At 64.8% G+C, this 14,251-nt stretch carries 11 protein-coding genes; 4 read left to right on the plus strand and 7 right to left on the minus strand.

What is annotated here, in order from left to right; translation table 11 throughout:
* A partial coding sequence (locus LQT98_RS22405; RefSeq protein ID WP_231465328.1) for an Lcl C-terminal domain-containing protein occupies positions 1-1,629 on the minus strand: 1,629 nt, incomplete at its 3' end.
* 222 nt (positions 1,630-1,851) lie between these two features.
* Complete coding sequence (locus tag LQT98_RS22410; RefSeq protein ID WP_231465330.1) at positions 1,852-3,033, minus strand: Lcl C-terminal domain-containing protein; 1,182 nt, start codon at positions 3,031-3,033, stop codon at positions 1,852-1,854.
* Between the two features lie 286 nt (positions 3,034-3,319).
* On the opposite strand from LQT98_RS22410, the gene LQT98_RS22415 reads away from it, so the two are divergent.
* The 3 genes from LQT98_RS22415 to LQT98_RS22425 all read left to right on the plus strand — a co-directional run bounded on the left by LQT98_RS22415 (position 3,320) and on the right by LQT98_RS22425 (position 5,404).
* Positions 3,320-3,637, plus strand: coding sequence for a c-type cytochrome (locus LQT98_RS22415; protein ID WP_231465332.1), 318 nt, complete (start codon positions 3,320-3,322; stop codon positions 3,635-3,637).
* 185 nt (positions 3,638-3,822) lie between these two features.
* Positions 3,823-5,052, plus strand: a complete 1,230-nt coding sequence (locus LQT98_RS22420) for a molybdopterin-dependent oxidoreductase (RefSeq protein ID WP_231465334.1) — start codon at positions 3,823-3,825, stop codon at positions 5,050-5,052.
* 10 nt (positions 5,053-5,062) lie between these two features.
* A complete protein-coding gene (locus tag LQT98_RS22425) occupies positions 5,063-5,404 on the plus strand; it encodes a hypothetical protein (protein ID WP_231465336.1) in 342 nt (113 codons plus the stop codon).
* A 227-nt stretch (positions 5,405-5,631) separates the two neighbouring features.
* On the opposite strand, the gene LQT98_RS22430 is transcribed toward LQT98_RS22425, so the two are convergent.
* The 3 genes from LQT98_RS22430 to metH form a co-directional block, all read right to left on the minus strand.
* A complete protein-coding gene (locus LQT98_RS22430; RefSeq protein ID WP_231465338.1) occupies positions 5,632-6,381 on the minus strand; it encodes a trypsin-like serine protease in 750 nt (249 codons plus the stop codon).
* A 483-nt stretch (positions 6,382-6,864) separates the two neighbouring features.
* Entirely contained in the window at positions 6,865-7,380 is a 516-nt protein-coding gene (locus LQT98_RS22435; protein ID WP_231465340.1) for a DUF2878 domain-containing protein, read from the minus strand.
* A complete protein-coding gene (gene metH, locus LQT98_RS22440; RefSeq protein WP_231465342.1) occupies positions 7,370-11,083 on the minus strand; it encodes a methionine synthase in 3,714 nt (1,237 codons plus the stop codon). The genes LQT98_RS22435 and metH overlap by 11 nt, the downstream gene beginning before the upstream one ends.
* Positions 11,084-11,200: 117 nt before the next feature.
* On the opposite strand from metH, the gene LQT98_RS22445 reads away from it, so the two are divergent.
* Complete coding sequence (locus LQT98_RS22445) at positions 11,201-11,968, plus strand: substrate-binding periplasmic protein (protein ID WP_048410137.1); 768 nt, start codon at positions 11,201-11,203, stop codon at positions 11,966-11,968.
* A 25-nt stretch (positions 11,969-11,993) separates the two neighbouring features.
* Here LQT98_RS22445 and LQT98_RS22450 read toward each other — a convergent pair whose 3' ends face one another.
* Together LQT98_RS22450 and LQT98_RS22455 are read right to left on the minus strand one after the other, a co-directional pair.
* Positions 11,994-12,416 (minus strand): MarR family winged helix-turn-helix transcriptional regulator, encoded by a 423-nt coding sequence (locus tag LQT98_RS22450; protein WP_231465343.1) that lies wholly within the window; start codon positions 12,414-12,416, stop codon positions 11,994-11,996.
* Complete coding sequence (locus LQT98_RS22455; RefSeq protein ID WP_231465345.1) at positions 12,409-13,989, minus strand: MFS transporter; 1,581 nt, start codon at positions 13,987-13,989, stop codon at positions 12,409-12,411. Before LQT98_RS22455 ends, LQT98_RS22450 begins: the two co-directional genes overlap by 8 nt.
* Between the last annotated feature and the right edge of the window lie 262 nt (positions 13,990-14,251).

The following is a 14,251-nucleotide window of genomic DNA, read 5'->3' on the forward strand; positions in this document are numbered from 1 at the left end:
GGGCCAGGCCGCCTGGCGCTCCGCGCCGGGCAGGTATTGGCTGTAGCTGATCCGCCATTGCGCCAGCTGGGCGGCGTCCGGCGCCTCGCCGTCGCTGTCCGGCTGCGGTGGTTTGGCCGGGCGGATAGAGAGGGCGAGCAGCAGCGGCTGCGCGGTCTGGCCGGCGAGTTCGGCCGCGCTCTGTTTCCCGCCGTCGCGGTCCAGCGCGTAGAGTGCGCCGCGCGCGTCGCGCGCCCATACTCGGGCGGCGGCGCTGGCGGCGGGATAGTGCTTGTCCTGTTGCAATTGCAGCCAGCGGCTGGCTTCGGCCACGCTGGGCAGCCGCCAGTTGTCCTGCTGGCACAAGCGCTGCTGTTGCAGCGCGGCCAGCGCCGGATTGAGGCTGGCGGTGCCGGCCGGCTGCGGCCGGGCCTGCCACAGGATGATGTCGCGCCAGCTGTCCGGGTGCTGGTTGTCGTCGACGCAAGCGGCCTGGGCCGACGTGGCCAGTTGTCCATCGGCGCTGACCGGGATGTAGGCCGGTTGCGGCGGCGGATTGTCTTCCGGGTTGGGGTCGTCGGCCAGCTTGGGGCCGCGCACCAGGCGCAGCCGCGCCGGCTGGCCCAGGCTGAGACTGACGCTGGACAGGGTGCGGTGGGTATCGTCGAAGGCCACCGCCAACGCGCCTTCGCCACGACGGCTGGTGGCGGTCCAGTAGAAGGCGGCTTCGGCGTCCGGGAAGGCATGGCGGTCCATCGCCGGCTGACCGCGCGCGCGGTCGTACTGGCTCCAGTCCAGCAAGGTTTTCAGTTCGCGCTCGGTGGGCAGCCGCCAGCCGCGTTCTTCGGCGATGTCTTCTTCGCTGTCTTCGAAACCGCAGAGTTTTTGCTTGGTCACGGCTTCGGTGTAGGTGACGGCCAGGCAGTCTTCCTGGCCGGGCTCGCATTGGGCCGGGCGTTCCGGATTGCGGCTGGCGCTGGCGTAATAACTGTGGAATTGGCTGCGCAGGCCCTGCACGGACTTCACTTCCCAGATCAGACCGGTCTGCTTGTCCCGCACGCAGCCGGCGCGTTCGCCGGCATCAGCCAAGGGCGCGCCGTCGGTTGCGGCCAGCGCGGTGAAACGCGGGCCGGGCGGCTGTTCGCGCAGCGCGGCCAGGCTCAGGCGGAAGTGGCTGGCGGCGTAGTCGGCGGCCACCACGCTACGGGCGATGCCGGCCTGGTCGAGCAGGGTTTGCAGCTCGCCGGCCTGGGCCAGGCTTTGGCTGCGGCTGAAGCGGGCGGCGGTGTCGGCGCTGATCTGGATGCCGTTGTTGGGATTGTCGTCTTCGTCCAGCGTCAGCAGCAGTTGCACCTGGCGCAGCACGGCCGGGTCCGCCGGGTTCTGGCTGCCGGCCAGTTGCAACGGGGTGAGCTGGGCTGCGCCCAGGCCGCGGCCCAGTTCCAGCTTGCCGATGCGGAAGACGACGGTTTCGCCGTCCAGGTAGCGGAATTCGCCATTGGCGGTGGTTTTACCGGCGTGGCTGCCGCTGTCGTAGTCCAGGCCCGCCACCGGGCTGTCGACGAAGACGCCGGTGCGTACCGGCTGGGCGGCGGGGCCGCCGGAGCAGGCGGCCACTGCCAGGCTGCCTGCCAGAATGAGGGGGAGCAAGGGGCGCGAGTGCATTTTTGTAATTAATAATCATTTTTATTTAAAGACAGCGGATTATGCGTTTGTAAAGTTGTTCGTACAAGAAGCATGTCGGGGATAGGCAAGCCGGGGTCGCGCCTGGTTCAAGCGCGCCCATGGAGGGATGGTTTTGTGATTCCGGATGAGGGTTGTGGACCGCGCCGTTCTCGGCGCGGCATCAGGGGAATAGTGAGGCGCCGATGATCAGAGCGGACGGCCGGCCGCGCGCAAGGTGGATGGGCTGTCGGAACGGACCGCGACGTAGCCCGGCGAGGATTTGGCACCGCCATGCGGCAATGGCTCGTCGGCCAGTTTGGGGCCACGCACCAGACGCACCCTTGCCGCTTGGCCGTGGCCCAGGCTGAGACTGCCCAAGCTGCGGTGAGTGTCATCGAAAGCCACTGCCACCGTGCTCTCCTCGGAATGGCTGGTGCCGGTCCAGTAGAAGGTGGCCGCCGCATCCGGAAACGCATAGCGATCCAGAGCCGGCAGACCTTGGGCTTTATCGCGCTGGCTCCAGTCCAGCAGCGTCTTCAGCTCCCGCTCGGAGGGCAAGCGCCAACCGCGATCGCCGCCCGCGGTCTCATCGTCGAAACCGCACAGCTTCTGTTGCCGGACCGCCTGGACATAGCTGGCAAGCAGGCAATCCGTCTGGCCAGCATCGCATTGGGCAGGCGGCTGCGGATTGTCGCCGGCGCTGACGTAGTAGCTGTGGAACTGGCTGCGCAGGCCTTGCTCGGCCTTCACTTCCCAGATCAAACCGGTTTGCCTGTCCTGCACGCAGCCGGCGCGTTGCGTGGAGCCATGCAGCGGCGTGCCGTCGGCTTCGGCCATGGGGGTGAAACGCGGAGCGGGCGGGTGCGCGCGCAAGGCGGCCAGGCTGAGCCGGAAATGGTTGGCGGCGCGATCCGCGCTGACCAGGCGGCGGGCGATGCCGGCCTGATCGAGCAGGGTTTTCAGCTCACCAGCCTGCTCCAGACTCTGGCTACGCGAGAAGCGGGCGGCGGTTTCCGCCGCGATCTGGATGCCATTGTCGGGATTGCCGTCTTCATCCAGCGTCAGCAACAGCTGCACCTGGCGCAGCGCCTTGGGTTCGGCCGGGTCCTGGCTGCCGACCAGTTGCAACGGGGTGAGCTGGGCCGCGCCCAGGCTGCGGCCCAGTTCCAGCTTGCCGATGCGGAAGACAACCGTTTCGCCGTCCAGGTAGTGGAACTCGCCATTGGCGGTGGTTTTGCCGGCATGGCTGCCGCTGTCGTAGTCCAGGCCCGCCACCGGGCTGTCGACAAACACGCCAGTGCGTACCGGCTGAGCGGCGGGGCCGCCGGAACAGGCGGCGAGCACCAGACAGGCTGCCACCGCAAGGAAAAACGGGAAATACCTATTCATTCTTACAGCAAAATATCATTTTTAGGACGAGTGATTATGCGTTTGTAGATTAATCCGCACAAGGAAAATGTCGGAAACAAGCAAGCCAAGGTCGCGATCAGGCCCGGCTATCAGGCAATCTCCACACTGCTCACACCGCGGCAACAGCATCCCTTGCTTGATGGCTCAGCAGCTGAACTTATCATTCTTATCAATTATTCGAATGATATTCCAATAATCACATCAATATACTAATAAGCAATCTCCGCCGCGCCGCGGCCGGGAAACCAAGCAATGGGAGATTGCGATGCATAGCGTTTCACTCGCGGCCGTCGGCGCCGCGCTGCTGCTGGCGACCATGCCGGCGCTGGCGACGGAGCCGGCACTGGCTCTGGCGCAAAAGAACAACTGCCTGTCCTGTCACGCGGTGGACCACAAGCTGGTGGGGCCGTCCTATCGCGAGGTAGCCAAGAAATACGCCGGTCAGGCCGGGGCCTCCCAGTTATTACAGGCCAAGATCAAGGCCGGCGGCGGCGGCATCTGGGGACCGGTGCCGATGCCGCCCAATCCGCAGGTGTCGGACCTGGAGTTGCGCCAGATCGTCGCCTGGCTGCTGAAGCAATAAGCCCGTCTTCATCTTGCCGTTCACCGCCTCCCACACCGCAAGTGCCTGCGCGTCGGAGATGGAGGCACAGTGAGCATGGCCACGAAATGCCAATGTGCTATCTATAAATTTCGCATTCTCAGCCGCTTGCGCCTTGTCCCGCCCAAGTGCGCGGGGCGTTGAACAGCTTCTTAATGGAGGCAGACATGCAATCCGATGACTTTGATCTACGCCGCCGCGCGGTGCTGAAAGGCGGGCTGGCCGCCATGGCTTTGCTGGGCCTGTCCGGCCGCTCGCTGGCGGCGAACTGGCTGGATCAGGGCTTTGCCAACGGCTGGCGCGAACGGGTGCCGTATCCGCAGAAAATGCCGCTGCTGCGCATCACCACGCGGCCAGTGCATCTGGAAACGCCGTTCAGCCAGTTCGACCAGGGCCTGATCACGCCCAATGAGGCGGTGTTCGTGCGCTACCACTTGTCCGGCCAGCCGCTGGACATCGACGAGGCCGCGCACCGGCTGGTGATCAAGGGCAGGGTGCGGCGGCCCTTGTCGCTGAGCGTGGCGGAGCTGCGCCGCCGTTTTGAAACCGTGCGTCAGACCGTGGTGCTGCAATGCGCCGGCAACGGCCGCGGGCTGATGCAGCCGCGCGTGCCGGGCGCGCAGTTGGGCAATGGCTCGATGGCCTGCGTGGAAGTGACCGGCGTGCGGCTGCGCGATGTGCTGCAAGCGGCAGGTCCGCTCCCAGACGCGATGCAGATCGCTTACCGCGGCACCGATCAGCCGGCCTTGGAGGCGACGCCGGCCTTCATCCGCTCGCTGGACCTGGCGGACGCCCTGAACCCGGAGGTGCTGATTGCCTGGGAAATGAACGGCCAAGCCTTGCCGGTGCTGAACGGTTTCCCCATCCGTCTGGTGGTGCCGGGCTTTTATGCGCCGTACTGGATGAAGCATTTGTCGGAGATCGAGGTGATCGATCATGTATTCGACGGCTGGTTCGCCAGCCAGGCCTATGTGGTGCCGGACACGCCGGACAACGGCGTCGCGCCAGGCAGTCCGCCCGGCAAGACGGTGCGCTTGAAGCGGCTGAAGGTGCGCAGCTTCATCACCAATCTGGAAAGCGGCCAGCGCGTGACGGCGCCGGACGGCCAACTGACGCTGCGCGGCATCGCCTTCGACGGCGGCAGCGGCATCGGCGGCGTGGAGGTATCGGCCGACGGCGGCCGCAGTTGGCAGCCGGCGCGGTTGGACCAGGCCGCCAGCCGTTTCGCCTTTCACCCATGGCGGCTGACGCTGCGAGACGTGCGGCCTGGTGCCTTGCGGCTGATGGCGCGGGCCACCGCCAATAGCGGGGAGCGGCAGCCGCTGGAGCAGCCGTGGAACCCCGGCGGTTACGCTCGCAATGTGGTGGAGCGGGTGGATGTGACGGTGGACGGATGAGGAGAACACGATGAACAAGATCTGGATGCTGGCGATACTGGCCTGGGCCTGCTGCCATGCGGCGGCCGCGACCAGCATTGCCCTGCCCAACGAGACCGCGATGTACCCGGCCACCAGCCACCCCGGCTATTTGCCGGCGCTGCAAAAATGCCTGATCTGCCATTCCGCTGATTACGCGGCCCTGCAACCGCCGCTGTCCGAGGCCCGCTGGCGGGACATCACCGAGAAAATGCGGCTGGCGTTCAAGGCGCCGCTGACGGCGGAGGAGGCGGTGCTGATCGCCGGCTATCTGGCCGACGCGCAGCGCCAGGGGGTGTTGAGCAGCCGGCCGCCGCCGGCAGGAAGTCGCTGAAAACCGGTTTACCATCTGCTGAGCGTCTTGGAGCATGACGCAGCGAGTAAACCGATCTCCGCTTCCATTGCAAAAGCAGCCCGCGGGCTGCTTTCTTATTTAGAGCCGCTAACAAAACCTCGCAGAGAACCTGAGCCAAGGCGCGCCGACGCAGGCAGTACAAGTCGTACGACAAGGAGGCGCAACGCAGGATCAGGGGTTTTGTTAGCGGGTCTTAGCGCGCCGTTTCAGCGTCGCGCGGCATCCGGCCACACCCAGTCGCCGGGCGGCGGGGTCTGGCTGGCGGACGGGCTCAGCACCTCGGACCAGGCCTTGATGCTGCCCGCGTATTTGCACAGCGCGGCGAAGGCGGAAACATTGCCGGCGTTGCCGTTGTAGACGCCCACCTGCACGCCCTTGGGCGACAGCAGCGGGCTGCCGGAGTCGCCGCCACGGCCCACGGTGCCGTTGGCCAGCAGGGACACGCCGTTGGCCAAGGGCGACGGCCCCAGCCGCTGGATATTGGCGACGCGGACGTCCATCAGGCTGGCCGCCAGCTGGCCGCCGGTCTCGGCCATGCGCAGATTGGCCTGCATCGCGCCAAGCGCGGCATTGCAGTCTTCCTGCGCCACCACCGGCACGGTTTTGGCGCCGTTGACGCCGGCGATGGGACGGGACAGTTTCAGCAATGCCAGATCCACCGCCACGCCGTGATGGTCGAACTTGATCCAGTTGGGCTTGGCGTTGTTGCGCTCGGTGTCGACGCGCTGGGCGAAATGGCGGCCGTAATGGGCGGTCACTCCGCTCCAGTTATCCAGGATGCAGTGGGAGGCGGTCAGCACCAGATCCGGCCCCACCAGCGAACCACCGCAGATATTGCCGCCGTACGGGCTGCGGAAATCCAGTTTGACGTAATGGGTTTCCGCCGGAGAAAACGGCGCGGCGGCGGCGAATTGCGCGCCGGCCAATAGGCATGAGGCGACGATGAGTTGTTTCACGGAATATCCTTTTCAAGAATCATTATTACACTTGCATCATCCAAAAAGACCGGCCGGGCCGCGGGCCTGACTCCGCGCGGGATCTGCCAATCCCCCGCCGTGAGCGCTCCCGTCCGGTTGCAAATATTATGTGATTTGAAAAACGATTTTTATTCGTGAATTTTTCATATCTCGCTGTCAGCAAAATAACATGGGCATAGGTTTTTATTAAAACCTTTTAATTTATTCTTCGCTAAGCCCGGCCTGACGGGCAATACATGATTCTTGCCGGAGATGAAATAGCCTGTTTGTTAATTTTCACCGTGCCGACGCGTATTTTAATAATCCATATTTAATTAATTTTGAATTGAATATTATTTTGGAAGATTAAATAAATAAAAACCGCATCATCAACGATACGGTTTTTATCTGATTCCAGCCGGCATTCAATGGACTGAGGCGGCTACACCTCCAGTTATCCACAGCCCTCCAGGCATGCCTGGCTTATCCACAGCCGCGCGCGGGCTCCGCCGGCAGCAGCCGCGGCGTCAGGGCCAGCAATATCGCCCACAGCGGCGCCAAGGCCGTCAGCATCAGCCACAACGACACGCCCGGCATCAGCGCGCGCAAGCGCATGCCGACCCAATAGGCCAAGGGCCCGGCGATCGCGCCGATAACGGCCAGCAGCCGCGGCGATGGCCGCCAGTCTGTCAACAAAGCCAGCCACCAGACGCTGAAGCTCAGCCACAGCGTCACCATCCACAAGGGCAGGGCGCCGACGCCGGCAAAACGGTATAGCCCCAGACTGACGGCGGTGAGATCGAGCAGACAGCCCGCCGCGGTCAGCAGCAGCGCGCGGGTTTTAAATCCTGCCGGCAGCGCTTGCCAGGCCAGCAGCGCGCCGGCCAGCAACAGCACCACGTAGCGGTCGCGGAAGCTGAACAGCAGCCAGGCGCCGGCGCCGAAGATCAGGCTGCCCAACAGCAGCCTGGGCCAGGGCTGGCGCGCCTCAGGCGTCATAGCCCAGATTGGGGGCGAGGTCGCGTTCGGCCTGTTCCACGCTGACGCCGCGGCGTTCGGCGTAGCTGGCCACTTGGTCGCGCTCTATCTTGCCGACGCCGAAGTAGCGCGCGGCCGGATGGCTGAGGTAGAAGCCGGACACCGCGGCGGTGGGCAGCATCGCGTAGCCCTCGGTCAACGTCATGCCTATGGCCGGCGCGTCCAATAGTTCGAACAGCGCGCTCTTGACGGTGTGGTCCGGGCAGGCCGGGTAGCCGGGAGCGGGGCGGATGCCCTGATACTTTTCGTCGATCAGCGCTTCGTTGTCCAGCTGCTCGGCGGCGGCATAGCCCCAGAATTCGCGGCGCATGCGGGCGTGCATCAATTCGGCGAAGGCTTCGGCCAGCCGGTCCGCCAGCGCCTTGAGCAGAATGGAGGAGTAGTCGTCGCCGGCGTCCTCGAAGCGTTTGACGTGCGGTTCGATGCCGATGCCGGCGGTGACGGCGAAGGCGCCGATATAGTCCTGCACGCCGCTGTCCCGCGGCGCGATGTAGTCGGCCAGCGCCCAGTTGGCCTTGCCGTCCATCTTGGGCAACTGCTGGCGCAGGCCCACCCAGCTCATCAGACTGGCGCGGTTGTCCGGGTCGCGGATTTCAATATCGTCGTGGTTGACGCTGGTGGCCGGAAACAGGCCGATCACCGCGTTGGCCCCCAGCCAGTTCTCGGCAATGATCTGCTTGAGCATCACTTGCGCGTCCTCGTACAAGGCGCGCGCGGATTCGCCGACGATCTCGTCGTTCAGGATGCGCGGGAAGCGGCCGGCCAGCTCCCAGCTCTGGAAGAACGGCGTCCAGTCGATGTAGGCGGCGATCTCGGCCAATGGATAATGCTCGAAGCGGCGCACGCCCAGCCATCGCGGCGTGGGCGGCTGGTAGGTGGCCCAGTCTATCGCTTCCTTGTTGGCGCGCGCCTGCTCCAGGCCCACCACCTTGCGGCTCGCCTTATTGGCGTGGCCCTCGCGCGCGCGATCCTGCTCGGCCTGGTTTTCCGCGACGAAGCCGTCGCGCAGGGTGTCGGACAGCAGGTTGGAGCAGACGCCGACGGCGCGGCTGGCATCCGGCACATAGATCACCGGATGCTGGTAGTGCGGGGCGATCTTGACCGCGGTGTGGACCTTGGATGTGGTCGCGCCGCCGATCAGCAGCGGGATGCTGAAGCCCTGGCGCTGCATTTCCTTGGCCACATGGCTCATTTCTTCCAGGCTGGGGGTGATCAGGCCGGACAGGCCGATGATGTCGGCCTTGTGCTCGATGGCGGCGTCCAGGATTTTCTGGCAGGGCACCATCACGCCCAGGTCTATCACCTGGTAGTTATTGCAGCGCAACACCACGCCGACGATATTCTTGCCGATATCGTGGACGTCGCCCTTGACCGTGGCCATGATGATCACGCCCTTGGCCGGCGCGTCGGCCAGGCCCAGGCGAATCTTTTCCTCTTCGATGAAGGGCTCCAGGTGGGCGACGGCGGCCTTCATCACCCGCGCGGACTTGACCACCTGCGGCAGGAACATCTTGCCGGCGCCGAACAGGTCGCCGACCACGTTCATGCCGTCCATCAGCGGGCCTTCGATCACGTGGATGGGGCGCGCGGATTTCTGCCGCACTTCCTCGGTGTCCTCGACGATGAAGGTGGTGATGCCCTTGACCAGCGCGTGTTCCAGCCGCTTTTCCACCGGCAGCGCGCGCCAGGCCAGGTCTTCGCCCTTTTTCTCGCCGGTGGCTTCGCCCTTGTATTTTTCCGCCAGCGCGATCAGGTGTTCGGTGGCGTCGCCGCCGTCCTTGGGCGCGCGCATCAGCACCACGTCCTCGATCCGTGCGCGCAGTTCCGGGTCCACCTCGTCGTAGACCTCAAGCGCGCCGGCGTTGACGATGCCCATGGTCATGCCGCGCTGTATCGCGTGGTAGAGGAAGACGGCGTGGATGGCCTCGCGCACCTTGTTGTTGCCGCGGAAGGAGAAGGAGACGTTGGACACGCCGCCGGAGATCTTGGCGTGCGGCAGCTGTTGCTTGATCCAGCCGGTGGCTTCGATGAAGTCCAGGCCGTAGCGCGCGTGCTCCTCGATGCCGGTGGCGACGGCGAAGATATTGGGGTCGAAGATAATGTCTTCCGGCGGGAAGCCCACTTCGTCCACCAGGATGCGGTAGCTGTTCTCGCAGATTTTGATCTTGCGCGCATAGGTGTCGGCCTGACCGGCTTCGTCGAAGGCCATCACGATCACCGCGGCGCCGTAGCGGCGGATCAAGCGCGCCTGCTCGACAAATTTGTCCCGACCTTCCTTCATCGAGATCGAGTTGACGATGCCCTTGCCCTGTATGCACTTGAGGCCGGCTTCGATCACTTCCCACTTGGAGGAATCGATCATGATGGGCACGCGGGCGATGTCAGGCTCCGACGCGATCAGGTTGAGGAAGCGCACCATGGCGGCGTGGGCATCCAGCATGCCCTCGTCCATATTGATGTCGATGACCTGGGCGCCGTTTTCCACTTGCTGACGCGCCACGTCCAGCGCGGTGGCATAATCGCCATTGAGAATGAGCTTGGCGAAGGCGCGGCTGCCGGTGACATTGGTGCGCTCGCCAACATTGACGAACAGATCGCCATCGCCGATGTTGAACGGCTCCAGGCCGGACAGCCGGCACTTGGCCTCGATCCGCGGCAGCGGCCGCGGCGCGACGCCGTCCACCGCGCGGGCGATGGCGGCGATATGCTCCGGCGTGGTGCCGCAACAGCCGCCGACGATGTTGATCAGGCCGGATTCCGCCCATTCGCGCACGTACACGCCCATCGCCTCCGGCTCAAGATCGTAGCCGCCAAAGGCATTGGGCAGGCCGGCGTTGGCGTGCACCGACACATAGCTGGCGGACACCCGCGCCATTTCCTCGACATAGGGCCGCAGCAGATCCGGGCCCAGCGCGCAGTTGAGGCCGTAACTGACCGCGTCGGCGTGGGACAGCGAGTTGTAGAAGGCCTCGGTGGTCTGCCCGGTCAGGGTGCGGCCGGATTGGTCGGTGATGGTGCCCGAGATCATGATGGGCAGCCGCGGCGCGTCCGGGCGCTCGTCGAAATATCGATGGATGGCGAACACCGCCGCCTTGGCGTTCAGGGTATCGAAGATGGTTTCCACCAGCAGCAGGTCCGCGCCGCCTTGCACCAGGCCGTCAATCGCCTCGGTGTAGGACCTCACCAGCTCGTCGAAGCTGACGTTGCGGTAGCCCGGATCGTTGACGTCCGGGCTGATGCTACAGGTGCGGTTGGTGGGGCCGAGCACGCCGGCGCAATAGCGCGGCTTGGCCGGATTGGCGGCGCTGGCCTTTTCGCACAGTTCCTTGACCAGCCTGGCGGCGGCATGATTGATTTCCCAGACCAGGCTTTCCATCGCGTAATCGGCCATGGCGATGGAGGTGGCGTTGAAGGTGTTGGTTTCGATGATGTCGGCGCCGGCGTCCAGATAAGCCTGGTGGATGCCGCCGATCACGTCCGGGCGCGTCAGCGCCAGCAAGTCGTTGTTGCCCTTGACGTCGCAAGGCCAGTCGGCAAAGCGTTCTCCCCGGTAATCGGCCTCCTGCAACTGATGGCGCTGGATCATGGTGCCCATGCCGCCGTCCAGGATCAGGATGCGCTGGTCAAGGTGTTGCCGGAGGCAATGCGGGGATGTTTTTGTCATGGCGGCTGAACTTTTTTTGTCTACAACAATAACAAGTGCAACGGACTCAAAAGATCATCTTAACACTCGCGATCAACTGTTCGGACGCTTGCTTAAGAATAAAGAGAGAAGATCCATATGGCGATTACGAATAAGCTGTGGCTGCTGGCGGGACTGGCTGCGGCATGGGGCGAGGAGGCCTGGACGGCGGGCAATTTGCGGATAGGCGTGGCGGACACCGACGCGGCGCCGGTGGTGGTGCTGTCGCCGGACGGCGAGCATCTGCGCAGCGGGCTGTCCAAGGATATCGGCGAGATGCTGGCATCGGAACTGGGCATGCGGCCCGAATTCATGCTGATCGCCCGCAAGCGGGTGGAGGTTTCCATCGAAACCGGGCGCGTGGACATCGTCTGCAACGCCAACCCGGACTGGTTCGGCAATGCGGCGCGGCTGGGTTGGACCCACGAAATCTATCCCCAGCTCGAGCGCCCGCTGACGCTGAAGCAAACCACCGAGCTGCGCCAGACCGGCGATCTCGCCGGCAAGCGCATCGTCACCATCCGCGGCTACAACTACCCGACGCTGGAACGCTTCTGGCGCAGCAACCCGGCCTCGCACAACGAGGAGGCGCGGATGGAGCTGCTGGTGAAGTCGGTGCAGAAAAGATTGAGCGACGTCGCCATCGTGTCGGAGCTGGAGTTCGCCGCCTGGGCGCGCAATTGGCCGCAGGAAGCCGCCTCGCTCAAGCTGCATCCGCTGGTGGTTACCTTCATGCCCACCATGTGCGCGGTGTCGCCGCATTCCGACATCAAGGTGGCGCAGCTGAACCAGGCGATAGACCGCCTGCAGAAAAGCGGCCGCATCAAGACGGTGCTGAAGACCTATCAGTGGCAGCCGCAGGAATGAGCGCCGCCAGCCGGCGGCGCCGGCTTTAATCCTGATCGCGGAAGCGCTGCTCCAGCCGGTGCAGCACCGCCAGCGTGGTCTCCATCTGGCTGGCGGGAATATCCGCCAGCGCGTGCCGGAAAAACGCTTCGCGCCGCGGCTGCACCTCGTCTATCAGCACCTGTCCCGCCGGCGCCAGCGTCACCAGGGTCTGGCGGTTGTCGGCCGGGTCGGTGATGCGGCGCACCAGCGCGTCCCCCTCCATCGCTTTCAACTGCCGGGTCAAGGCGCCGGGGTCCATGGACAGCCGGGTGGCCAGCTGTTTCTGCGTCGCCTGTTCCAGGTCGATCAAGGCCGCCAGGATGCGCCAGCGCGGCAAGGGATAGCCCACCTGCTGTTCAAACGCCGCGTACATCGCGCGGCCGGTGCGGCCGATTTGCTGCAACAGATTGGGGGCGCGCTCAGTCATGGATGACCGCCGTTTTGGTTTTGACATCGCGCAATTCTACATGCGGCACCCGTCTCACCAGCAAGACGCCCAGCACCACCAGCGCCGCCACCAGCCACTGGCTGACGTGAATCGCGTCCACCAGCGCCAGCCGCGAGGCGCCGAGCAGCGCGCCGCCGTTGAGCTGGGCCGCCGCCGTCAGTTGTTCGAAACGGGCGGAAGTCTCGGCGCTGAGCAGGATCTGCGGATCGCGCAGCCAGCCCTGCCACTGCGGCGCGATGGGCAAGGCATTGACGCCGGCCACGTAGTGGTGGGTAACGAAGACGCCGACCAGCGCGGTGCCCAGCATGCCGCCTATCATCCGCGTGGACTGTATCATCGCGGTGGCCACGCCCAGTTGCTGACGCGGCGCGCTCTGCTGCACGAAGATGGTCAGATTGGGCAGCAGCAGGCCCAGACCCAAGCCGCCCACCGCCATCAGCGCGGCCACCAGCCAGTGCTTGGTGGCGGCGTCCACCCAGCCCAGCGCGCCGGCGGTGAAGGCGAACAACAACAAGCCCAGCGCCAGCAGCCGCGTCGGGCGGCGCACCCGGGTGACGATGCGCCCGTTCAGAATGCTGCCCAGGGTGATGCACACCACCAGCGGCGTCACCAGCAGGCCGGCCTGATTCGGCGACAGGCCGAAGCCGCCCTGGAACATCAGCGGCGCGTAGTACATCACCGCGAACATGCCGCCGCCCAGCAGCAGCGACAGGCCGAACAAGGGCGCCAGGCTGCGGTGGCTCAACATGTCCAGGGGCAGCAGCGGATTGGCGCAGCGCCGTTCCCACCATAACAGCAGGCCCAGCGCGGCCAGGCCGCTCAGACCCAGGCCGGCCATCAGCCACAGCGGCTTATGCAGCGGCAGCCATTCCACCAGCAGCTGCATCGAGCCCAGCAAGATGGCGATCAGCAGCGCGCCCTGCCAGTCCAGCTTGCTGGCCGGGCCGGCGCGGCGCATCGCCGGCAGATGGCTCCACACGAACCACAGGCTGGCCGCGCCCACCGGCAGATTGACGAAGAACACCCAACGCCAGCCCAGGTATTCGGTGAGAAAGCCGCCCAGCGTCGGGCCCACCGCATTGGCCAGGCCGAAGGCGGCGGTCAGCATCACCTGCCAGCGCAGGCGCTGCGCGGTTTCCGGGAACATGTCCGGCACGCAGGCGAAGGTGGTGGCCACCAGCATGCCGCCGCCCACGCCTTGCAGCGCGCGCGCCAGCACCAGCTCCAGCATGTTCTGGGCCAGGCCGCACAGCATGGAGGCGGCGGTGAACAGGATGATGGCGGTCAGCACGAAGGGTTTGCGGCCGTGATCGTCGCCCAGCTTGCCGAAGATGGGCACAGTGATGACCGAGGTGAGCAGGTAGGAAGTGCCGACCCAGGCGTACAAGTCGAAGCCGTGCAGCTCCGCCACCACGGTGGGCATGGCGGTGCCGACCACGGTCTGGTCCAGCGCCACCATCAGCAGCACGAAACACAGGCCGAGCATGGCCAGCACTTTTTGGCGGAAATCCAGCGCGCCGGCCGCTCCAGCGGTTGCGGCTAAGGTGTTCATTTCTATTGACCGATCAATAATTGACTAGTCAATCATTTTGCGCCGAGATCGCTCCGTAATCCAGTGGCGGACACAAAGATTTACAAAGCAGGCTTTAGAACAGCGTCTTAGAACCTGTTTACGATCTTTCCGAGAGAGATCATTGTTCAATACATTGAATCCGCTACGCGGATGATGATTTAGGGCCGGTTCCGCCCGGCAAGCAGGGAGGAGATATTTGCTTGGCCAAATATCCCCTCCACCCCTAAAGGCCACCCTGCAA

Source organism: Chromobacterium aquaticum (assembly GCF_021129195.1).
Classification (GTDB): domain Bacteria; phylum Pseudomonadota; class Gammaproteobacteria; order Burkholderiales; family Chromobacteriaceae; genus Chromobacterium; species Chromobacterium aquaticum.

Excerpts from the sequence above, each read along its gene's own strand:
- LQT98_RS22410 (WP_231465330.1), bottom strand. The coding sequence starts at position 3,033 with ATGAATAGGTATTTCCCGTTTTTCCTTGCGGTGGCAGCCTGTCTGGTG.
- LQT98_RS22425 (WP_231465336.1), top strand. The coding sequence starts at position 5,063 with ATGAACAAGATCTGGATGCTGGCGATACTGGCCTGGGCCTGCTGCCAT.
- LQT98_RS22420 (WP_231465334.1), top strand. The coding sequence starts at position 3,823 with ATGCAATCCGATGACTTTGATCTACGCCGCCGCGCGGTGCTGAAAGGC.
- metH (WP_231465342.1), bottom strand. The coding sequence starts at position 11,083 with ATGACAAAAACATCCCCGCATTGCCTCCGGCAACACCTTGACCAGCGC.
- LQT98_RS22435 (WP_231465340.1), bottom strand. The coding sequence starts at position 7,380 with ATGACGCCTGAGGCGCGCCAGCCCTGGCCCAGGCTGCTGTTGGGCAGC.
- LQT98_RS22450 (WP_231465343.1), bottom strand. The coding sequence starts at position 12,416 with ATGACTGAGCGCGCCCCCAATCTGTTGCAGCAAATCGGCCGCACCGGC.
- LQT98_RS22455 (WP_231465345.1), bottom strand. The coding sequence starts at position 13,989 with ATGAACACCTTAGCCGCAACCGCTGGAGCGGCCGGCGCGCTGGATTTC.
- LQT98_RS22415 (WP_231465332.1), top strand. The coding sequence starts at position 3,320 with ATGCATAGCGTTTCACTCGCGGCCGTCGGCGCCGCGCTGCTGCTGGCG.
- LQT98_RS22445 (WP_048410137.1), top strand. The coding sequence starts at position 11,201 with ATGGCGATTACGAATAAGCTGTGGCTGCTGGCGGGACTGGCTGCGGCA.